This is a genomic window from Acidobacteriota bacterium, from assembly GCA_029861955.1.
Taxonomy (GTDB): Bacteria; Acidobacteriota; Polarisedimenticolia; order Polarisedimenticolales; family Polarisedimenticolaceae; genus JAOTYK01.
The window spans coordinates 30932-52499 of record JAOTYK010000003.1; the positions used below are offsets into that span (position 1 = coordinate 30932).

Here is a 21568-nt window from a genome sequence, read left to right on the forward strand (position 1 = left end):
ATCCGGCCGCTGGACACGGTCAACCAGTGGCTAGCGCCCCCCGTCGACGTCAACGAACTACTGAGCGAGGACAACGAGAATAGAGACGACCCTGAAATTCCCTGGCGAGTGGGATACCCGATGCAGGTAGACCTGACGACCGCCAACAGCGGAACCTGGGAAGAGCTACCGGGGGGCGACCGGCTCTGGCGCCTACGCGTTACGACCGAGGACGCACTCTGGACCGTGCTCGGATTCGACCAGTTCCGAATTCAATCGGGCGGCCTGATGACCGTCTACAACTCGACTCAAGGAACGGTGATGGGACCCTATGGGTCGGCGGACATCCGCAAGCACGGTGAACTCTGGTTCCCTCCGATCGCCGGCGGCAAACTGATCGTCGAGATCTACTGGCCCAAAAGACTGGCCGATCTCACACCGTCGATTCATCTCGGCACCGTCTCCCACGGCTACAAACCCTGGGGCAATATCGGGATGGACCAGGATCCGATGCGCGCGTTCGGAGATTCCGGTTCTTGCAACATCGACACGACCTGCAGTCCAGAAGCAGACGACTGGCAGGACGAGAAGCGCGGCGCGGTGATGGTCCTGGTCGGTGGCTCCGGAAACTGTTCCGGCGCACTGATTAACACCACGGCCGGCGACTGCCGGACCTACATGCTCACCGCGGCCCACTGCGGCGAGAACGGTCCTAGCACAACAATCGGCTTCAACTACGAATGCCCCACGTGCGGCTGCACGACGGATCCCGGCAACATCACGACCGAGACCCTCACCGGTGGCACGTTGCTGGGTAGCTTCTCGTCCAGCGACTTCACCCTGATCGAGATGGACCAGACGCCCCCGAGTCGTACAACGCGTTCTTCGTCGGATGGAGTCGGGATCCCAACCCCGCATCGGCCAGCACGGTCATCAGTTATCCCCGGGGCGACGTGCGAAAGATCGCCCACGATTTCGACCCGCCGGTCGACGGCAGCAACTGGGGGCCAAACCACTGGCGCATCGACGACAGTAACCCGGATCCCGCCCATCTGGCCTATGAGGTCGGCACCACGGAGCCCGCCTCGTCGGGGTCACCGCTTATGGACCAGAACCATCGCATCATCGGCCAGTTACACGGCGGAACCGCCTCCTGTAGCAGCGATACGTATGACGAATACGGCAAGATTGACGCATCCTGGGTCGGCGGTGGCACTCCGGCCTCGCGACTGGCCGATTGGCTTGACCCGCTGGCGGCTGACCCGGTCAATAGCGGAGCCATGTTCGTCGATGGCATTGACCATGCGATCTGCCTCTACCAACCGGCAGGAGCGGCCCTGTTCGATCGGGACGAGTACGGTTGTTCCGATACGATCGGGATATCGCTGCGAGACGATAATATTCCGGGAGACCCGGCAACTTTCGACATCCTCGTCTCATCGGCCACAGAAACCATGGACGAGACGGTCACACTGACACAGATCATGCCCGGCGTCGGACGCTACACCGGGTCGATCCCGACCAGTACGCTTCCGCCTGCCAATGGCGACGGCCTGCTCTCCGTCACGGACGGCGACGCGATCACCGCGAACTACCTCGACGCGGATGACGGCGACGGAAATTTCAACGTCACGATCAAGGACAATTCGGTTATTGATTGCCAGGATCCATTGATCCTCGGCGTGACGGTATCTGAGGTCAATCCTTCCAGTGCTGTGGTAACCGTCGACGTGGACGAGGACGCTCAAGTAAGCATCCCGTACGGACAGGTCTGCGGCGTCCCCGAGAACACGGCGATGAGCTCGACCTTGCAGACGCAACACGACGTCACGGTTTCACCGCTGCAGTTCAACACGACCTACAACTTTACGGTCGAAGCCCAGGATGAAGCGGGGAACATCGCCACTGACGACAACAGCGGCGCCTGCTACTCATTCACAACACCCGAGGTTCCGAACTTCTTCACCGAAGAGTTCGTGGGCGACAACGATACCGACTTCCTGCGGTTCGTGTTCATGCCCAACGGTTCGGCAGACTTCTATTCGGAGTGCAACGATCCGATCGCCTCGTTCCCCACAGACCCGACGGGCGGAACGGCAATCACCCTTACCGACGACTCCTCTGCTCAGATCGACCTGACCGGTGGTGCCACGGTTTCGATCTACGGCACGAGCTACGGTTCGTTCTTTGTCGGAAGTAACGGTTACATCACATTCGGGGTTGGCGACAGCGACTACACCGAGACACTCGGTGAGCACTTCGACACGCCGCGAATCTCTGCGTTGTTCGACGATCTCAACCCGGCCTCACTGGGAACGGTCAGCTGGAAGCAGCTGGCCGACCGCGTTGTCGTGACCTGGGAAGGGGTCCCGGAATACAGCGAGACCACTACCAACGACTTCCAGATCGAGCTCTTCTTCAACAGCGTGATCGCCATCAGTTACCTCGACGTCACCGCAGCCGACGGCATCGTCGGCCTCTCCGCCGGCACCGGCCTGTCACCGGACTTCTTTGAGATTGATCACTCCGGCACGAGCTCATGCGGCGGCGCCGCTTGCTTCGACGGCGTGTTGGGACCGGGCGAGATCCGAATCGACTGCGGCGGCCCCTGCCCCGCTTGCCAATGTTTGGCGGACAACGAATGCGACGACGCTCTGTTCTGCAACGGCCTCGAAACCTGTAATGCGTTCGGCGTCTGCGAATCCAGCGGCGACCCCTGCGCCGGCAGTATCTGCCTCGAGGCGACCAATTCGTGTGTCGACTGTGTCGCCGATCTCGACTGCGATGACGGACTGTATTGCAATGGTGTGGAACAATGCGGTCCGGATTACAGCTGCCAGCCGGGACCGGTCCCCTGCCCGTGGACGACATGCGACGACGTGGGGGACGCCTGTATCGTCTGCGACAACGACGGAAGTTGCGAGCCGGGTGAGACCTGCGCCAACTGCCCGAACGATTGCATCAGCGGCAGCTATCCGGTTTGCGGCAACAACATCTGCGAGGTTGCCGACGGCGAGACTTGCGTCAGTTGCCCGGCGGACTGCAACAACGCACAGAGCGGCAATCCTTCGGCGCGATACTGTTGCGGTGACGGCATTGCCGGCGAAGGCCCGGTCACCTGCACCGATGGACGTTGCACCGGTGATGGGAACACGTGCGAGGTGGATCCTGTCCTGGCCTACTGTTGCGGAGACAGCACATGTGAAGATATCGAGACAGCCGGTAACTGCCCGGCGGATTGCACGCTTCCGGTCCCCGGGGAAGCCGGCAGCGGTAACTCGCTTCTGGTCACCAACTATGACACTGGAACCGGGATGCTTTCGATCAGTTTCGGCTCCACATGTTCGGCCGTGGATCACACGATTCAATACTCCGAACTGAATCGCCCGAATCTGGAAGCTCACAACTGGAGCGGACAGGAATGTTCACTCGGTGCCTCCGGAACCTACGACTGGCTTTCCAACGGAACCCCGGCGACGATCTTCTTCGTCGTAGTTGCCAACAATGGCGCAGAGGAGGGCTCCTACGGCAAGTCGAGCGATGGGTTCGAGCGAGCGGAGGACGTGAGTTCGGTCACCTGCCCGGCGGTGCAGAATCTGCAGTACGCCTGCGAGTGACGGCTTAAAAAGATCAGCTTGGTTCCTACGAGATCGTCGAGAGGTGATAGAGATGCCGCGCAACTCTACGCAACGCCATGGAAACCTTGGACGCTGGTGAAGGCTAATAAAGGTGTCCAAGAAGTGACATTGAGGACGGAAAACCTGGACCTCAACGGACACCACGGACATCATTAATAAAGGCTTTTCGAGCAACCCTAGCAACCACAAACGCCGCGAGCGGACTCATAATCCGCGGGTCCCTGGTTGGCTTCGCCGCGCCTGCGGCGTCGAGTCCTGGTGGGCCCACCAACCTAAGTGATTGCAGTTGTTCTACTTGTCGTTGCTGACCAAGCTGCAATCATGAGAGCTTCCAGGCGAGGTCTACGCAGCCTCGAATTAGTTCGAGCCGGTCTTGCCGGCTTTCTTCTTTTTCTGCACCGGTTTCTTGGCGTTGCGGATGTCGACCAGATTGGCGACTTTGGCTGCAGCCTTGCAAAGTTCTTCGTCGGCGAGGTGCGCGTAGCGCTGAACCATGACCCGCGACTTCCAGTTACCCATCTGCTGCACGGTCGACGCCGGGACTCCGTGGTTGATTGCCAGACGGGCCATGGAGTGCCGAAACTAACCTAACTCCGTGGGCCAGTTCTCAGGGATCGTGTCATCGTGCGGCGACATGTGCGCTTTGGGCGTTCCTGTCCCCGAAGCCCCGTTTTCGTACACGTCCCCATTCAAGACTAGGCGATCTTTTCGATCATGGCCTGAAAGCGAGCGTCGTCGCGCAGCGCGTCGAGGTTGCTGTCCTTCTCCAACCACGGCCGATGCGCAAAGCCGCCAGCGATGGCCGTCTCCAGGCAATTAACTGCCGTGTCGCGCTTACCTGCGAGGGAGTAGATGCAGGCCAGGTTGTAGAGCAGCATCGGCTCGTTAGGTTCGATCTCCATCGCGCGCTTGGCCCAGGCGAGCCCTTTATCGGTTTGTCCCAGCGCCACCAGGCCGTTGGCCCCTAGGTAGAGTGCGCGGACATCGTCTGGGTTGAGGTCCAGGCGCTCCTCCGCGGCGTTGACGCCCCGTAGGCGAGCCGCTCGCGAGTTCTCTTCGTGGCCGAGATCCGCGTAGATCTGTCCGACGAGCAGTAGGGACTGGTAATCGTCGGGGCGGAGGGCGGAGGCCTGCTCGTAGAGGCGGATTGCCTTTTCCGTACTTCCATTCGTATAGCAGTCACGGGCATAGAAGTAATGGGCGTCAAACAACTTTGGATTGAGTCGGATGGCGGTTTCGAACGACTGCTCGGCCGCATCGTGCCGCCCATCCAACGACAGCGAGACCCCACGGGCGGTGTGCGCCTCGGCCAGTTCGGGATCGAGTGCCAGAGCCTTGCGGCTGGCCGCGTCGGCCTGCATACGGTTCGCGTCGATCCGCTCGACGTTCATATAGAGATACGAGCAACAGTCCGCGATCCCGGCGTAAGCCAGCGCGTAGGACGGGTCCAGCTCGATGGCCTTCGAGAACATTTGCAGAGCGAACTCGATGCCACGCGTGCGGTACTGGAAGAAGAAATCTCGCCCTCGAAGGTAGTAGTCGTACGCCTGGACGTTAGTCGTGGCGACCTGCCGAATGGCGCGGCGCTCTTTGGGACTCAAGGTGACCTCCAGCGCCTCGACCGTGCGTTGGGCGATCTCATCCTGAATCGCGAAGATGTCCCTCAACTCGCGATCGTAGTGCTCAGCCCATCTCTGATAGCCATCGGCCGCATTGACCAGTTCAACCGAAATGCGAATCTTATCGCCGGCTTTCCTGACGCTGCCCTCGAGCAGGTTGCGTACGCCGAGCCGATCTCCCAGTTCACGACTACTCATTTCGGTGCGCTTGAATCGAAAGCTCGAAGTTCTCGAAGCGACCTGGAGATTCTCGATTCGCATCAGAGCATTAATGATCTCCTCGGCAATACCGTCGCAGAAGTACTCCTGGTCTTTTTCCGGGCTGAGGTCGGCGAAGGGGAGCACCGCCACTGAGGGGGAGGATTCGATACCGCACGGATCCGTTTCGCGCTGCAGTAACTGGAATTCGTTGCGCAGGTCCAGGGCCGTCTGCACCCTCCGCGAGGGGGCCTTCTCCAGGCAGCGTCGAATGACCCGGTCCAGGTGACGCGGCAGGTCGCCCTTGAGAACGGTCAACGGTGCCGGGGCGTCTTTCAAGATGGAAGCGAGCAACTCGGCGAAACTCTCACCACGGAACGGAAGCTGTCCCGTCGCCATCTCATAGAAAAGGATGCCTAGAGTAAAAATATCTGAGCGGTGATCGACGGGCTTGCCCTCGATCTGCTCCGGTGACATGTAGGCCATCGTTCCGGCGAAGCGGCCCTCGAGGCCAAGGGGAGCGGTTGTGAGTTCGCTCGGGTCTTTGGCGGACGTCGGTTGTTTGAAACGCGCCAGACCGAAGTCGAGGATTTTGATCGTGTCGTTTTCGCCCAGAATCAAATTGTTCGGCTTCAGGTCGCCATGAATTACGCCACGCTCGTGGGCGGCACTGATGGCGTCGCTGATGGGAATGGCCAGTCGATAGAATCGCTTCAACGGCAATCCGTTCGACGGGATAACTTCGTTCAGCGTGGTCCCACGGACCAACTCCATGGTGATGAATCGCAGGCCCGCGGCCTCTTCGATGGAGTGGATCGTGACAATGTTGGGGTGGCTGAGGGCCGCGACCGCCTTGGCTTCGGTCTCGAACATGGACAAACGAGCGGGATTTTCTTCGACGTCGGAGGCGAGGATCTTAATCGCCACCTCGCGATCGAGGTTGGTGTCGGTGGCTTTCCACACGGCGCCCATGCCGCCTTCGCCGATCTTTTCGATCAGGCGGTAGTGCAAGAATGTCTGACCTGGTTCAGCGTGCATGGTCCCATCCAGTGTACCGGCTAAATTTGGATCTCGTGGGGTCCATTTATTGGACTGCCTCTACAATAGGTCACTGACCCGGGCCCGAACCTGCCCGGCGAGTGTTACGCCGCCCTGATGTTTTGCCCTCATAATCCGCTAGTCCCTGGTTGGCTTCTACGCCATACAACAATCCACCTCTCGACGAGTTAAACTCAGGGATGGCCAACCGACAACACGTCCTCACCCTCGTCGCCGTCTGTCTACTATCCACGGCCTGCATCCACCGCTCTTCGGTCACCCGCCATGAATCACCGGCAGGGGCGCTCAGCCGATCGCAAGCGAGCCTTCGCGACGACTTGGCCCGGGACGTAGACGCGCTGGCCGCCGGCATAGGCCCGCGGCACGCCGGCCAATCGATCGCCGCGGTGCTCGAGGCCGAGCGGTGGATCGTGGAGCGGCTGCGCGACGCGGGGCTCGAGCCGGAACGCGACGAGATCGACGTGGCGGGGACGATCGTGGCCAACGTGGTGGCGATCCTGCCGGGCACGACGCGTCCGGACGAGGTCGTGCTGGTCGGCGCGCACTACGACACGGTGATCGGCTCGCCGGGAGCGGACGACAACGCCTCGGGTGTTGCCCTGCTGTTGGCGATGGCCGCGCGGCTAGTCGAGACGCCGATGGAACGCACGGTGCGGATCGTGTTCTTCGTCAACGAGGAGGACCCGTTCACCGGCGGCATGCAGATGGGCAGTCGTGTTCACGCCGACCGCAGCCGTGAACGCGGTGACGACATCGTCCTCATGCTCAACGTGGATTCCGTTGGATATTACAAGCACGACAAGGGAAGCCAGAAATACCCGAGGATCCTCCGGGCGCTGTTCCCGTCGCGCGGCAACTTCGTGGTGTTCGCCACCGACAAGGCGCACCGGCGGGTTCTGGACCGGGTCGTGGCGTTGTATCAAGAGCAATGCCGGTTCCCGACGATCGGCGTGGCGACGGATTCGGGACAGATCAATCGTGGGGACCACGCGTCGTTCCTGTGGCGCGGGTATCCGGCGCTGGCGATCTCCGATACGTCGGAGTTCCGGAATCCCAACTATCACCGCAGCACCGATGAGCCGGCGACGTTGGATCTCGACGCCATGGCACGGATGGGCGAGGGTTTTGTCGGCACGGTGCGAGCGCTGGCTGGCGGGTAACCGGGGACGTATCGGACAATCCGAGGTGGCGAGCTTCCGGTCAGGTGTGGCGCTAAGGCGGTGCCCAACTCTACGCAAACTCACACTTCCACCGGAAAACGACGTCCGACGGGTCCATCTTCGCCTCTCGTGCAAGCGTCGACCGTCGCCCTATACATAGCTTGGTGGGAATCCAGCGCAAATGTGGGGAAGCTGTTTGTCGATGGCAGTCTTATCTTCTTTTCGTATCGGTGTTCATGAGTGGCAGCTCGTTTGGGGCCGACGGTGCACATCGAGATCTCAACCTCTGCGACGGTATTGAACACGACGCGAATCGTCGTGGCGTTTGTCCGTGGCCGGACGATCTACGAGATCAGCTACACGGGATCCGCCCCCTCGGATCCAGACCTCGCCGAGCACGCGTCGATCTACGAGCACATGAGGCAGAGCTTCAAACGTCACGATCACCACGAGCTCGGTAATCGAAGCGTCGTTCCGACCGGCGGCGACTCCACCCGTTGAAGGCGGCCGTCGCGGACGGCCATCAGAACCATCGAACGGTCATCGAGTGAGCGGTCGAAGGTGAACTCGACCCGCGTCGGCCCGAACCGGCCAACCTCGAGTACGCGAACGCGCATACCGTCGAGGTCGACCTCGTAACCCACCGGAATGGGCGCCTCGCGGCTGCGTATCATTGACTCAAAACGTGTGGCCATCATCTCGCCGCCGACCGTCTCGAGAACAAGGCGGTCGGGTCCCGTCCGATGGTAATGGTGTTCGGCGTCCGCCGCCGAAAGCATCCACCAACGCTCGGGCATCGGTAATCGCTCGAGCCGGCGCAGGAAGTGTCCGTTCCAGCAGACTTCGAAGTGGACGGTGAGGAAGACGGTTCTCTGGTCGGGTACTCCTTCGTCGACGAACGGCGTCGAGCGAACGAGGTCGGCGAGCCGTTCCGAATTCTGGCGGAATTCGATCGGGCCGGTGACCCAGCGGTAGGGGGCCAGGGCCAGATGGATGAACCCGATGAACAAACAGACAAGGGTCGCGAACCAGCGAAGCGCGGCGCCCCTCGACCGCGGCTCCGTCCACCAGTAATGGAGGGTGATCCCCGTGACGAGTGCGGCGCCGATGGTCGGAACGATCAGGTTACGCCCTCCGGGCGTGCCCGCTGCCAATGGCAGCATTGAGCCGACGGTGCCGAGCGCGAGACGGCCGAGAAGAACCCGAATCTCGTTCGTCCCATTTCGAAAGATGGGCACCAAGAGCAGGGCCATCAGGACCAGACCACCGGCACCCGCGGCCAGGCTGTACACCCGCAGGGGGTCGGAGTTCCACCATCCGGCCGGTATCCAAAGGAAAACCTCTCCGAACATCGCCAACATCTTGCCCGGCAGTTCCGCGACGTACCCGAGTGGGTCGGAAGAGGGGTCGGGGTATTCCGCGCCGCCGTACGCGCCGCGCCCGAGCACCTTGTAGACGACGAGGTACGCGCCGGTGACCATCGCGAGGGGGGCGAGGCCTCGGACCCGCTCCCCGATCTTCGCCTTCGGTGCGACGATCTCGAAAGCGACCGGATACGCGAGGATCGCGAGGGCGAGCTCGCCTGCCAGGAACCCGAGGACGAACAGGATGAGCGAGAGAAAAAGGCCCGGTCGCCATCCCTCGTGCCGCCAGCGGAAGTGCGCGACGCAACCCGTCAGGGTCAGCGCGGTTGTCACCAGCACCCAGCGGCCCGCAGTCCAGGCGACATTGACCCAGTGAGGATCGGAGACGGCGAAGATGAAGAGCGCCAGCAGGGCCGCTGAGCCGAAAGCCCCCCGCGGCCGCTCCACGTCGCTGCCGCTACCGACCGCGGGCATCACGAGTCGCAACCAGATGCCGTAGACCCCGACGATCAGCAGGTACCACAGGATCGCCTGGATCCTGTAACCCCAGGAACGAAGGCCGAAAGTCGCATGGTCGAGCGCCAGCAAGGCCGAACTGACCGGCCGGAAGAAGTTGACCTTGAACTGCGGGTGCACGAACCACGGAATCGGTCCGGTCTCCATGCTCTTCCTGACACTTTCGGTCGAACCGTCCATGAAGCCGTAGAGATCGAACGGCGTCGCGTGGATGCCCTCCGTGGTTTCCTCCAGGATGCCGAGCTGGATGTAGTCGTCGCCGAAGAAGGTACTCTGCGGCACGAGTTGGATCGAGAGCACGGCGGCAACCGCAAGAGCCAGCAAGATCGGATGCCGTCTTATCAGGCCCATCAGTCGCCTCCGCCTATCAGCGCGGTTATGTTAACTCGAAGAGAGAGGATGTAAGGATGGCGGGCGACTCTACTCAAACTCTACGCAACGCCATGGAAGCCCTGGACACTGGTGGAAACCCTGGACAAAACAACAGGGCAACGTCTTTAAAGAGCTTGAAACGCCGCCCTGATGTTTTGCCCTCATGATCCGCTGGTCGCAGGTTGGCTTCGCCGCGCCTTTGGCGTCGAGTCCTGCTGGGCCCACCATTCGAAGTCGTTGTGGTGCACTCCACACCGTCGACATTCGCTGATCGTAGCCAGATCGAGAACTGATCGACAGCGATCGACGCGATGATGAGTGGGCTAGAATACCAACGATTGAGGCTCGGCCGAGGACTTGGACAGCACGGGCCCGGAGGGCATGGAATGAGACACAGTTCGGCATGATGTGCAGCCCCCTCAGGCTTCCAAACGGGCCAAAGGAAACACCCATCGGGAACCCTCCCCGAAATGCGCGAGTGCGCAGGCTGGTTCGCACCTGGTAAATAGATCTGTCTCTGTTTTAGGGCACAATCGTATGGCAAGCGGATTGCTCTTCTGACCGATCGGAGGAACCGATATGACCATGCACCCGGTTCGCTGGCTTCATGAAGAGTTGCCCAAACTGGTCCAGGGCGGGATTCTGGATCCCGCCGCCGCCGACCGGCTGAAGCAGCATTACGGCCCCCCGCCCCGCTCGCCGTGGAAAACCGGGGCGATGGTGCTTCTCGGCACCCTGGGCTCCATGCTCCTTGGCGGCGGCATCATCTTACTGTTCGCCCATAACTGGGAGGCGCTTACCCGGCCGACCAAGGCTGCTCTGGCGTTCGCCCTGCTGATCATGGCCCAGTTGTTTGCCGGCTTCGCCGTGCTGAAGAAACGGGACTCGGCGGCATGGACCGAAGGGGCGGCGGTGTTCCTGTCCGGGGCGGTGGTCGCTTCCATCGCCCTGATCGCCCAGACCTATCAGATCGTCTGGGAGATCGATCAGATCCTGCTGGCCTGGGTGCTGCTGATGGCGCCTCTGGTCTATGCCCTGCTCTCCCGCATGACGGCGGCGCTGGTCTGGGTCGGATCGACATGGTGGCTGTTCGCAAAGATGGAGATCCGGGATGACCTGGTCTATGGCCTGGCGTACCTGGCGCTGGCCGCACTGGCGGTGCCGTTCATGGTGCAACAGTTCCGCAGTCACCGGGATGAAGGGCGGACGCTGCTGTTGAACTGGACCGCCGGTCTCGCCCTGGCACTGGGAGCGATCCGGATCGGTGTCGAGTCTGGAGATCCGTGGAGGCTGGTGCTCAGTGGACTGTTCGGCCTGCTGTTTCTGTTCGGCGTGTCTCTTGAGATCGATGGGGAAAGCGGCGCATGGTGGCGGGCACCGTTCCGCAGCATCGGAGCCATCGGCCTCACGGTGATGCTGTTCCTGTTCACGTTCCGGGAGATGTGGGGCGATGATATGGGCGGAACCGAAACTTCCGATGTGCTCACGGTGTTCCTGATCGGCATCGCCTTGTGCGCGCTAGCCCTGTTCGGCGGCTACCGCCTGATCCGGGATCAACGCTACCACCAGGCTGCCCTGCTGCTGACACCGGCGCTGGCTCTGATCGGCTTGTTGGCGGGTCGGTTCACCAACACGCCGTCGATCATGGCGGTTCTGGCCAACCTGGCGGTGCTGGCCGTCGGGTTGACCCTGTGCATTCACGGCTTCCAGCACCACAAGCTGGGTACGGTCAACGGTGGCCTGGTGCTGCTGCTGGCGGTGTTCCTCGCGAGGTTCATGGATATTGACCTGACGTTCCTGGTTCGCGGCGTCGCCTTCATGGTGGTAGGCGCCGGGTTCCTGGCGGTGAACGGTTGGTTGTATCAGCGCTCCCGTAAGGAGGTGGCGTCATGAACACACGTAATCTGATGATCGCTCTTTTCGCCATCGCCGTCATCGCCCAGCTGGCGGTTCCGGGGTGGCTCCTGGCCCGGCACGAAACCGTCCTCCGGAACGGCGAAGCTTATCGCTTCGAATGCATGCCGGTGGACCCGGTGGACCTGCTGCGTGGACGGTTCGTAGCCCTGCGGTTCTCCGAAATGCAGGCGGACGGGATCCCTGATCTGGATCATGGGATCGATGAACTGTTCGTTACCTTCGAAACAGGAGAGGACGGATTTGCACAGGTAGCCGGCGCCTTCGCAGATCCGCCGGAGGATTCTCCCCATCTCAAAATCGGGAAATACGCCTGGCGGTCTCTCGCTAACGGCGAAATCCACATCGATCTCCCGTTCGATCGGTTCTACATGGATGAGAACGTGGCTCCGGAGGCGGAGGCTGCGATGCGCCGGAGAGGCAGAGGCGCGAGGGAGGCGTACCTGGAGGTTCGAATCCTGGACGGCCGGGCCGTACCGGTGGAACTTTACATCAACGGAAAGCCGGCGTCGGAGTTAAGGGGTCAGCTTAACTAATCGGTCGTCTCGCAGTGCTGCGGAGCGGTTCCAGTTCTACCGAAAGATCACCCAGCCGGGAAGGAGTTCAGGTTCGAGTCCTGTCTCCGGCACCAACGAAATTCCGCGTCGATCAACCTGAGTCTGGCTCACCCCATGTGAGTGAGTAACTGGTGCTGCGTCCGCCTCCAGCGTCCTTTCTCAGCGCGCCGCGCCGGACTAGATCGAGGATGTCACGGTATGCGGTGTCCTGTGAGCACTTCGCCATCTTCGCCCATTTGGACGTCGTGAGTTTGCCTTCGATGCCATCCAGCAATCTGTTCAGGATCGCGATCTGGCGTTCGTTCAGCGGCTCTGTAGCGAAGCGTTCCCAGAAGCGTGCCTTCGCCAGAACAGAACCCAGAGTGTCGTGCGCGCCTTCGATCGCTCGCGATAAGCAACCAAGAAACCATCTCTGCCAATGAGTGACGTCCACGTCGCCTTTCTGCGTTGACTCGAGCGTCGCGTAGTAGTTCTTCCGTTCGCGACGGATCTGTTCCGACATGCTGTAGAAGCGGCGACGGCTCGATTCCGAGCGAGATAGCACCATGTCGGCAATGGCACGAGCTATTCGTCCGTTGCCGTCGTCAAACGGATGGATCGTCACGAACCAAAGATGCGCGAGCCCTGCCGTGAGAAGCGGGTCGACGTCGCCGGGAGTTTCAACCCAGTTCAGGAACTTCGCCATCTCGTCTGGAAGCCGCTCGGCGGGGGGCGCTTCGTAGTGAACCGTTTCGCGGCCGGCCGGCCCGGAAACCACCTGCATGGGTCCGGTGCGATCATTGCGCCAACTACCGACAAGGATCTTGCGCATGCCACTCCGACCGGAAGGGAAGAGGGAGGCGTGCCACGCGAAGAGGCGCTCTTCGGTCAGCGGCTCCTGGAACTTCCCGGTTGCGTCCAGCATCATCTCGACGATGCCCTCGACCTCGCGGTCGGCGGGGACGAGCCCGCCGACGTCCATTCCCAGTCGCCGTGCGATGGAGGAGCGGACCTGGTCACGATCCAGTAGTTCGCCTTCGATTTCGCTCGACTTGACCACGTCCTCCGTCAAGGTCTTAAGATGAGCTTCGTCGCGTAGGTCGAAGCCGAGGGCCTCCATCCTCCCCAGCAGGAGACCTTGTCGGCGTGCGACAGCCGCCAGCGGCTCGGACAAGATGCTCTCGTCCCATGTAAGTAATGGCCAGCCTGGCCTTTCCCACAGATACAAGACTTAGCCTCCGCAATATATGCGTAGATTAGTTTGTCTTGTCGCCTTTGGCAAGTTAAATCCGCCTCAAATGCGGAGATTGGAGCTCTTATTCTCCGCAAAGAATTACAAATAGTTCCAGTCGTCCTGTCATCGTCGCCAAAACGCATGGCCCAAAAGCGGTGGCGTCTAAAGCGGGAGCGGGTGACAGTCCGCAAAACTCCAGCACCCACGCGATGTACTCGGCCTAAGGTCTGAGTGTGCGGACCTCGGTGAGCAAACGGCTAGATAGCGAAACTCCGCCGACTCAGGTGTCCACCTGGGTGTCCATAACCCTCGGACTGTAGAGCACTCCTCGTACTCCTCGTAAAAGGGAAAGGGCAACGAATCAAATAAAGATTGGTTCGCCGCCCTTCTCGAGAGTACTTAAAATCCCCCGGAACTTGCTCCTTCCGAGTTCGAATCTCGGCTCCGGCACCAATGATTTCAGCAGGGTAGAATCGGTTAGGCCGAAGAGGTCAGTCGATTGTTCCGCTACTTCATGGACGAACTTGCGATTCTGTCTACTGTCGATCTTGGTGCACTGGCTATGGGGTGCAGCAACGAGGCCGAGTCGGGCCTTCAGCATGGAGCCGATGAAGCCAGGGCTTCGCTGGATGCACCCGGGGCGATTCTCGGCGTCCTCTACCCCCTCTGCACCGTTCGCGATCCCGCGACTGCGGCCAGGACCAGCAAGGCCGCCAGGGTGCCGGGGTGGTCGAACAAACCCACCGCGGGCAGCGCCGTTGCGACGCCCAGCGAGGCGACGACGACGAGTAGGGTAAAAGCTCGTAGCCCCTTACCCTCTACCACGGTACCGGCGGTCGTTCCTGTTGGGATTGCACTTGCCATGGCCTATTACCTTGCTTCTCTTGTCCAGAGTCGGGTAACAGAGTTCTATTCCTGATCGACCCAGACGTTGACGGCGGCCGCCTCGGTGAGTGCGTCACTCCAGAGAATGGCGTCACTCCACAGTACAGCGTCGCTCCACAGCACGGCGTCGCTCCACAGCACGGCGTCACTCCACAGCACCGCGTCGCTCCAGAGGATGGCGTCGCTCCACAGAATCGCGTCGCTCCATAGAATCGCGTCGCTCCACAGCACCGCGTTGGTGCTGCTGTAGCCGCCGTCCCAGTCGTATTCCGCCGGCAGACCGTAGATGTAGAAACTTCCGTCAGGTCTCTCCCGGACCGGACCCGCGTAAGACTCGGATCCGTCGAGATCACGGGCGATGTCGAGCCCGCCGTTGGCGAAGCCCTGCGCCGCGGAGTGCACCGCGTCGTAGGAATTGACCATTCCGGCGCCCTGCTGCAAAACGCTATAGCCCAGACCTCCCGCAGAGTCCTCGGCGCGGTGGGCGTTGGCCATCAGCCGGTATTTAACCTCGTCCGGGGTCAACGTCGGCTCGCTCTGCAACAGCAACGCCGCAATACCGCTGACGATCGCCGTGGCCTGCGAGGTTCCCGACATCTGGTAGTGACTCTTGGTGTCGTGGAATTCCGGATGCGCCATCGCGATGGTGGACCAGCCGCGCTCCATCAGGCCGAGAATGTGACCACCCGGGGCCACGAGATCGGGCTTGATGAAACCGGAGTGGGTCGGCCCGGTCGCCGAGAAGCTGGTCAGCAAGTCGTCGCTCGGATCGGTTGCGGTGTAGTTGTCTGACATCGCGCCGACCGTGATGATGTACGGGACGTTGCCGGGAACGCCGATCGTCATCGGATCGGGTCCAGTGTTGCCCGCGGACGCCACGACCACGATGCCTTCCTGCCACAGGCGCATGACCGCCTGGGCTAGGGGATCGTCGCGATAGAACGACGAGGGCGTGGCACTGAACGAGAGGTTCGCCACGCGAATGTTGTGGGTGTCTTTGTTGGCGAGAATGTAGTCGAGACCATCGATGACGGACGCGTAGCTTCCCATGCCGTCCTTGTCGAATGCCTTGACCATGATCAGGTTGGCGTCCGGGGCCACCCCGTTGAACTTCCCGTCGGAATTGACGCCGCTGCTGACGGCAATACTGGCCACGTGAGTCCCGTGTCCGTTGTGGTCTTCCCAGGCGTTCTTTCCTTTTTGGCCCGTCGACACGTGCGCCTCGAGCAGCCGCATCGCGCCCGTCGTGTCCACGTCCAGATCCTTGAAGGGCCAGTGGCCGCTATCCACGACCGCGATCGTTACGCCGCTGCCGGTGATTCCCTCGGAGTGAAGAAGATCGGCGCCCACCTGTGTCGGAAAGATCGTGTCGACCGGGCTATCCTTGTCGGGTCCGCCCGAATCTGTGGAGCCGCCTTTGTCAGGTTTGCCGGCCGATTCCACCGCTTGATTCTCGTAGATTCGTTGGGTCGGATTCGACGATTGCAGACGAGCTCTCTGGCTCGGAGTCAAGTCTGCGACCACGGCGTTGATGATGCCCAGCTCGTGCGTGATTTCTCCGCCGACCGCGCGGACCTGTTCGGCCGCTTGGCTGCCCTGAACGATCAGCGACTGCGTCGAGATCGTCGATGTGTCTTTCTCCGACGGCGCGTCGACGAGTAGCAACGCGATCAGCGCGACGAAGAGGAAAAACAGGGTTGTTTTGAGAGTTCTCATGTTCGATCTCCCGGCTCACGACGGATGGACGAAGTTTTCACTTCGCCTCTATGCATTGCAGGAAGCGTTCCAGAACGCGATCAAACGCATTTCCTCACGTAATGTCAGAGATTCCCGGCCTTACTGCATTTTGGAGATCGGGACGCGGCTTCGTGTCGTGGTCACGAGATCGGTCGGAGTGTCGGATGATCGGTCATGTTGTCCGGGATATGGCCATTGGACTTGCCCGCGCACGAGGACTCGGCGCGATGCTAAACTCAGCCTAGACTGGCCGGGAATCGGCACGTCTGCCGGGCCCCTAGCTCAGTTGGTTACAGTGCAAAGGCTCTAAACTCGCGTGGAGGACTGACTGTGCTGTTAGCGCTTCTCTTGATGACAAATCTGGCTGCCGGCGAGGTCGAGAACCCGCAGACGGCGTTCTACGAGCAGATCCAGGCGCTTTGCGGAGCTCGATTCGAGGGCCGATCGACGTTCCCGGAAGATCCCGGCGAGGCGTTCCGGGACAAGAAGTTGGTCGCGGTGGTCGAGACCTGCGGTGAGAAGGTCATCCGTATCCCGTTCCGGGTCGGCGAGGACACCTCTCGCACCTGGATCCTGACTCGCGTCGAGGATGGGCTTGAACTCAAGCACGACCATCGACACGCAGACGGGACGCCGGATGACGTCACGATGTACGGAGGAACTTCCGCCAGCGCGGGCACTGAGCTGTCGCAGTCGTTCCCGGCGGACGAACACACGGCCAAGTTGATCCCCGAGGCTCAAACTAACGAGTGGTTCCTGTCGCTGTCGGCGGACGGGAGCGAGTTGACCTACTACCTCGAGCGTCACGGCCAGCCGCGGTTTCGGGCGGTTCTTAAACGAACCGACGTTGCGGAGATTGACCGCCGGTGAAGCTTCCGCTCCGATCGTCTAGGCGTCGGCCTCGGGAGGGCGACGAGTCGCCTTGCGGGCCGCCATCGTGCGGCCGCCACCGGTCCGCTGTTTCTTGGCCATCAGTTCGGGGTCGGCGAACAGATAGGATTCGGCTCCGTTGGCATCGGTGATCAGCGCCGCAGCCGCATACCAGTACTCGACCTCCGCCGGTTGGTTCGGCTGATTCGGGTCGATGGCATCGTTGTCGGTGATCAGGACAGTCCCGTCGGTTTGAGGCGCCAGGGTGAGCACGCCGATATTGACGGAAGCAGTGCTGCCGCTCCACGATCCTACGAGGGCCGTTGAGATGATCTCGTTTTCGCTGTCAAGATAGTTTGGGGTGTTGAGGATGTAGATCCCGTACAGAGCGACCGTGTTCCCTTCGCTGGAGTCGCCGGGTTTCATCGTCAGCGTGTCCTCGTACTCGAGCGTCAAGTCCCCGATCGCAGTCCCGTCGAGCTTAACCAGTGCCGCTCTGGTGACGTTAACCTGTGAGAGATAGACATCCGTGTTGGTCGTTGGCATCTGGTTCTCCTTTGTGTTTTAGGCGCCTGCTTCCGGCGGCCGGGTCGATGCATCCCGTGCGGCCATCGTGCGGCTGCTGGTCTTCTTCTTTTTGGCCATCAATTCGGGGTCGGCGCAGTGGTAGGTCGTATTGCCGTTCTTCGTCGCGGATGCGGTGACGGAGTAGCCGTAGTCCTTGTCCGCGGCACCGCTGTCGTTGTCGGTGATCACGACCGTGCTGCCGACGGTCGCCAGGTTGAGTACGCCGACGTTGGTGGTCGTGCCGGTCCACGAACCGACACTCGTCGTCTTTGCCCCGCTAACCCAGTTGAAAACTTCGACGCTGTACAGGGCGGGGGTCCCGCTGAAGCCGGTGCCGGCGTGCACCGTCAACGTGTCCTCAAAATCGAGCGTGACCTTGCCGATGGCGACGCCGGCTGCCGTCTGCAGTACGGCTTCGTTACTGACGAGGTTGATGTAAACATCCGTGTTCTTCTTGGTTCCCATGCTACGCCCTCCAAGGCCCTAGGGTCGCGCCGCCGCCTCTTCATGAGATGGCGCTGCCACTCCATATTTTTCGAATAAGACCGTAAGTGCCCGGTGAGCGTAACCGAGTTGTGCGAGACGAGTCAAACACGTTCGTGCCTCGTCACGGCGATCCAAAGCGTCCAGAACCCAGAAACTCCCGCGCAGCGACGCAAACGAACCATCGTCATCATAGAGAGCGAGTGCACGTTCGAGAGCCGCTCGTGCCCCTACGACCTCATTCGCATTGTCGAGAATCTTTGCACGCAGTACGAGAGCCAAGGCAAGTTCGGTAGCCAGCGGCGTTCCCGGTTCGAGTGCCTCGTCATCCTGGTGTTCGGCGAGCCAACGTTGGGCAGCCTGCGCGTTACCGGATTCGAAGGCGGCACTCGCAAGCAATCGACGGGTTGCCAGCCGATCGCTAATCCAGGTGACGTTCGTCGGTTCGGCCGCCACCAACCGGTCCGCGAGTGCGTTGGCATCATTTAGGAGTCGAGTCCTATCCTCCGGAGAATCCTCCGCGACGAACTCGGCGTAGTGCTGCAAGGCGATGACAAGGCCACGAGTCCACTCTCCGTTTTCCGGATCGAGGTCGTGTAGCGCTCTGGAGATTTGTAGGTCTTCCCGGTATGCATCGCGGGCCGCCTCCATTCGACCCATCCAGACGTTGATACGTGCGACGTTTCCGAGCGTCACGGACAACGATCGCCGTGTCTGTGCATCGTCCGGTGACACGAAACGGCGTCGCAAAGCAAGAGTTTCGTTTTGAAGCGCCAACGCCTGCGGAAGCTGTCCGCGATCTTGCTGCAAGAAAGTCAGCCAGGTCAACGTGTTGGCGAGGCTCTCCGCATAGTCACGATTGGCGGCATCGGACTCGACGAGCGAGCGCTTGATCTCGATCGCCCGTTCGAGTTGATTCATCGCATCGTCGCTGCGGTCGACGGCCTCGTTGACCGCGGCAACGTTCGTCAGCGCGTAGCCGAGTTCGAGGCGATTGGTCGGATCCGTCGGGTCCAGCTGATGAACAGCGGTCGCCAGTGCCAGATACTCCTCGAAAGCTTCGCGTGCCGGATCCAGTTCGTCCCGCTCCCAGTGGACACTGCCGACACCGAAGTGAGCGCCGCCGAGCTTAATCTTCCACGGCGCATTCGTCGGGTCGGTGACAACCAGCGACTGGTAGATGCGAACCGATTCGGAGTAGGCCGACAGCGCCCCGTCCAGGTCGCCGCCGGCGACCTGAACGGAACCGAGTTGCGACAGGGTCCGTGCGTAACGCTCGCGGTCGGCGGGTAACAGCGCATCGGTGTCGATGGCTGCGAAGTATTCGAGTGCCTCATCGCCGACCGACGACAGGACGTCCAGTCTGCCGACCGCCTCCAACTTCTCCCTCAGGTCGCCGATCATGAACTCGATAAGTTCGTCGGCCTGGCCGCGATGGAACTCGGCCTTGTCCCTTTCCCGGCGGACGTCCAGCGTGTACTTGATGCCGCCCACAAAGACGACGAGGGTCACAGCAGCGGCAACGAATCGTCGCAACCGTCGCGCCGGTTTGCCGCGGATCCAGCCCAGCCGTTCGAATGTCTCGATGGCGGTCGGTCGGCCGCTTTGCGCCGGTGTCTTCAACCGCTCGATCAGCTTCGTCAAATCGCCGTCGTCGGTATTCGTCCTCGCAGAGTCTCCGGTGGTCACCAGCCGGTGGAAGTCTGCGTGGGTCGTCAGCGGGTAGGCCCGCTCGCCGCAAAACATCTCGTGCAACAACAGGCCGAACGAAAACATGTCGCTTGGGGTGCCCGTGGCCTCGCCGCGCGCTTGTTCCGGACTCATGTACAGCGGAGTACCCTCGGTGTGTTGGCCAGGCGTCCCCATCGACGTCACGGTCGCGTCGTTGTCGACCGGCGTCTTGGCGGCGACCGGTTCCGGCTCATCTGTCACGGCGACGCCTGGGTCGACCGCATGGGCCAGACCGAAGTCAAGCACCCGAGCGCATCCGGTCGTGTCGATCATCACGTTCGACGGCTTGAGGTCACGGTGGACGATTCCCGCCCCGTGTGCAGCCACCAGTGCGTCGGCGATCTCCGCCGCCCATTGCAACTTCGTCTTGTCGGCAACGTCGTCCCGGAGCACGACGTTCAGCGGGCGGCCACGGATCAACTCCAGAACCAGGTAGTGGATGGCGCCGTCCTCGACGTAGTCGTAGATCCGGCAGATCGACGGGTGCTCGAGCTTCGATAGCGCCCGGGCCTCGCCAAGCAAACGTTGCCGGGCGTCGGCATGCATCTGCCGCTCGGGATGGATCGCCTTGAGGGCGACATCCCGCTGCAGCGTCTCGTCGCGGGCGATGTAAACCTCGCCCATGCCGCCGGCACCGAGCGACTCGATGATGCGATAGTGCTGGATGCGATTCCCGACGATGCTCATGTCGGGGCAATCGTAACGCGTAAGGTGCCCGGAGAGTGACATCGGGTACGGAAAGCCTGCACTTCAGCGGACACCGAGGACGCCGCGAACAAAGGGACACCGCAAAACTCCAGCAACGACGAACCGCTGAATCGGACTCATAATCCGCTGGTCCCAGGTTGGCTTCGCCGCGCCTCCGGCGTCGATCTCTTCCTCCTGTCCACTTCATCGGCCAGACCCGAATCAAAACCCTGGCGAATCAGCAACGGGCTGGGGCCGATCCGGGCGCCGACCCTGAAGGTCCGGCCAACTTGCGTGCTGCGAAGCGAGGCACCACATTGGGCATATGCCGCCGCTGAACGCGGCGTCTTCACTTGGAGGGTACGATCATGACCACCCCAACCGGTACTCCCGCCCCAACCAAACCGGCATCCGCCGTGGGAAACATGGTTGTTGCTCGTTTCCGCGACGGCAGGAGGGTCAAGGGAACGACCCAGGATTTTGCACCGACCAAAGCACGATTCCACATCCACCCTGACGGCGAGAGTTCAGCTGTCGAGATTCAGACCGAGGAACTGAAGGCCCTGTTCTTCGTCCGGACGTACGATGGCGACCCACACCACGACAACGTCTACAGCTTCGAGGATGTCAAGGGGCACGGGCGCAAGGCCACTGTAACGTTCTATGACGGCGAGACGATGTCCGGGTACACGATGGGTTACCACGCGGACAAGTCGGGCTTCTTCATGGTGCCGGTCGATGCGACGGGCAACAACTCACGGGTCTTCGTCGTCAACGCGGCAGTCAAAAACGTTGAGATGCAATAGACTCCACTCGACTATCTTCGAGAAGAGAACCGCGTCCTGAAGGAGCAACTCGGGCGCAAGAGACTTCGGCTGATCGAACCGGATGAGCGTGCCGAATCGGCATCAAGAGCGTAGAGTGCTTTTGCTGTCACTCGTCGATTCCGCAGTGCCGGTCGGCCGAGTTCTTGGACACTACGGGCAGCGTTTCAAAAACGCTCGAAACGTCAAGATCGC

The 21568-nt window shown here is 61.3% G+C and carries 16 protein-coding genes; 7 read left to right on the top strand and 9 right to left on the bottom strand.

Features of this window, described 5'->3' with window-relative positions; all coding sequences use genetic code 11:
• Window positions 1–932 precede the first annotated feature (932 nt).
• Entirely contained in the window at window positions 933–3596 is a 2664-nt protein-coding gene (locus OES25_02195) for a hypothetical protein (GenBank protein MDH3626452.1), read from the top strand.
• 378 nt (window positions 3597–3974) lie between these two features.
• Here the strand turns inward: OES25_02195 and OES25_02200 are convergent, their stop codons facing one another.
• Window positions 3975–4187, bottom strand: a complete 213-nt coding sequence (locus tag OES25_02200) for a site-specific integrase (GenBank protein ID MDH3626453.1) — start codon at window positions 4185–4187, stop codon at window positions 3975–3977.
• A gap of 125 nt (window positions 4188–4312) precedes the next feature.
• Window positions 4313–6472, bottom strand: coding sequence for a protein kinase (locus tag OES25_02205; protein MDH3626454.1), 2160 nt, complete (start codon window positions 6470–6472; stop codon window positions 4313–4315).
• A gap of 200 nt (window positions 6473–6672) precedes the next feature.
• Here OES25_02205 and OES25_02210 point away from each other — a divergent pair, with 200 nt between their 5' ends.
• Window positions 6673–7653, top strand: coding sequence for a M20/M25/M40 family metallo-hydrolase (locus OES25_02210; GenBank protein MDH3626455.1), 981 nt, complete (start codon window positions 6673–6675; stop codon window positions 7651–7653).
• Between the two features lie 240 nt (window positions 7654–7893).
• Window positions 7894–8154, top strand: coding sequence for a hypothetical protein (locus OES25_02215; protein MDH3626456.1), 261 nt, complete (start codon window positions 7894–7896; stop codon window positions 8152–8154).
• On the opposite strand, the gene OES25_02220 is transcribed toward OES25_02215, so the two are convergent.
• The gene (locus OES25_02220; GenBank protein ID MDH3626457.1) at window positions 8097–9884 is read right to left on the bottom strand and encodes a hypothetical protein; all 1788 of its coding nucleotides are present in this window, start codon (window positions 9882–9884) and stop codon (window positions 8097–8099) included. The two genes, OES25_02215 and OES25_02220, sit on opposite strands and share 58 nt — an antisense overlap.
• A 600-nt stretch (window positions 9885–10484) precedes the next feature.
• On the opposite strand from OES25_02220, the gene OES25_02225 reads away from it, so the two are divergent.
• Complete coding sequence (locus OES25_02225) at window positions 10485–11798, top strand: DUF2157 domain-containing protein (protein MDH3626458.1); 1314 nt, start codon at window positions 10485–10487, stop codon at window positions 11796–11798.
• On the top strand, window positions 11795–12355 hold the full coding sequence (locus tag OES25_02230) for a GDYXXLXY domain-containing protein (GenBank protein ID MDH3626459.1): 561 nt from the start codon (window positions 11795–11797) through the stop codon (window positions 12353–12355). The genes OES25_02225 and OES25_02230 overlap by 4 nt, the downstream gene beginning before the upstream one ends.
• A 112-nt stretch (window positions 12356–12467) precedes the next feature.
• Here OES25_02230 and OES25_02235 read toward each other — a convergent pair whose 3' ends face one another.
• The 3 genes from OES25_02235 to OES25_02245 form a co-directional block, all read right to left on the bottom strand.
• Complete coding sequence (locus tag OES25_02235) at window positions 12468–13583, bottom strand: Fic family protein (GenBank protein ID MDH3626460.1); 1116 nt, start codon at window positions 13581–13583, stop codon at window positions 12468–12470.
• Window positions 13584–14246: 663 nt separating this feature from the next.
• The gene (locus tag OES25_02240; protein MDH3626461.1) at window positions 14247–14453 is read right to left on the bottom strand and encodes a hypothetical protein; all 207 of its coding nucleotides are present in this window, start codon (window positions 14451–14453) and stop codon (window positions 14247–14249) included.
• Between the two features lie 45 nt (window positions 14454–14498).
• A complete protein-coding gene (locus tag OES25_02245) occupies window positions 14499–16190 on the bottom strand; it encodes a S8 family peptidase (protein MDH3626462.1) in 1692 nt (563 codons plus the stop codon).
• 372 nt (window positions 16191–16562) lie between these two features.
• Between OES25_02245 and OES25_02250 the strand changes: the two genes are divergently transcribed.
• Entirely contained in the window at window positions 16563–17081 is a 519-nt protein-coding gene (locus tag OES25_02250) for a hypothetical protein (protein ID MDH3626463.1), read from the top strand.
• Between the two features lie 18 nt (window positions 17082–17099).
• Here the strand turns inward: OES25_02250 and OES25_02255 are convergent, their stop codons facing one another.
• The 3 genes from OES25_02255 to OES25_02265 are packed head-to-tail and all read right to left on the bottom strand — an operon-like array spanning window position 17100 to window position 20549.
• Window positions 17100–17627, bottom strand: a complete 528-nt coding sequence (locus OES25_02255; GenBank protein MDH3626464.1) for a hypothetical protein — start codon at window positions 17625–17627, stop codon at window positions 17100–17102.
• 18 nt (window positions 17628–17645) lie between these two features.
• Complete coding sequence (locus OES25_02260; protein MDH3626465.1) at window positions 17646–18113, bottom strand: hypothetical protein; 468 nt, start codon at window positions 18111–18113, stop codon at window positions 17646–17648.
• An 18-nt stretch (window positions 18114–18131) separates the two neighbouring features.
• Window positions 18132–20549 (bottom strand): protein kinase, encoded by a 2418-nt coding sequence (locus OES25_02265; protein MDH3626466.1) that lies wholly within the window; start codon window positions 20547–20549, stop codon window positions 18132–18134.
• A 368-nt stretch (window positions 20550–20917) separates the two neighbouring features.
• On the opposite strand from OES25_02265, the gene OES25_02270 reads away from it, so the two are divergent.
• Window positions 20918–21355 (top strand): hypothetical protein, encoded by a 438-nt coding sequence (locus OES25_02270; protein ID MDH3626467.1) that lies wholly within the window; start codon window positions 20918–20920, stop codon window positions 21353–21355.
• Window positions 21356–21568: the final 213 nt, after the last annotated feature.

Bases quoted from the DNA above. Each gene is read 5' to 3' on its own strand.
- OES25_02250 (MDH3626463.1), top strand. From the start codon at position 16,563: ATGACAAATCTGGCTGCCGGCGAGGTCGAGAACCCGCAGACGGCGTTC.
- OES25_02260 (MDH3626465.1), bottom strand. From the start codon at position 18,113: ATGGGAACCAAGAAGAACACGGATGTTTACATCAACCTCGTCAGTAAC.
- OES25_02200 (MDH3626453.1), bottom strand. From the start codon at position 4,187: ATGGCCCGTCTGGCAATCAACCACGGAGTCCCGGCGTCGACCGTGCAG.
- OES25_02245 (MDH3626462.1), bottom strand. From the start codon at position 16,190: ATGAGAACTCTCAAAACAACCCTGTTTTTCCTCTTCGTCGCGCTGATC.
- OES25_02265 (MDH3626466.1), bottom strand. From the start codon at position 20,549: ATGAGCATCGTCGGGAATCGCATCCAGCACTATCGCATCATCGAGTCG.
- OES25_02210 (MDH3626455.1), top strand. From the start codon at position 6,673: ATGGCCAACCGACAACACGTCCTCACCCTCGTCGCCGTCTGTCTACTA.
- OES25_02240 (MDH3626461.1), bottom strand. From the start codon at position 14,453: ATGGCAAGTGCAATCCCAACAGGAACGACCGCCGGTACCGTGGTAGAG.
- OES25_02220 (MDH3626457.1), bottom strand. From the start codon at position 9,884: ATGGGCCTGATAAGACGGCATCCGATCTTGCTGGCTCTTGCGGTTGCC.
- OES25_02230 (MDH3626459.1), top strand. From the start codon at position 11,795: ATGAACACACGTAATCTGATGATCGCTCTTTTCGCCATCGCCGTCATC.
- OES25_02205 (MDH3626454.1), bottom strand. From the start codon at position 6,472: ATGCACGCTGAACCAGGTCAGACATTCTTGCACTACCGCCTGATCGAA.
- OES25_02255 (MDH3626464.1), bottom strand. From the start codon at position 17,627: ATGCCAACGACCAACACGGATGTCTATCTCTCACAGGTTAACGTCACC.
- OES25_02225 (MDH3626458.1), top strand. From the start codon at position 10,485: ATGACCATGCACCCGGTTCGCTGGCTTCATGAAGAGTTGCCCAAACTG.
- OES25_02270 (MDH3626467.1), top strand. From the start codon at position 20,918: ATGACCACCCCAACCGGTACTCCCGCCCCAACCAAACCGGCATCCGCC.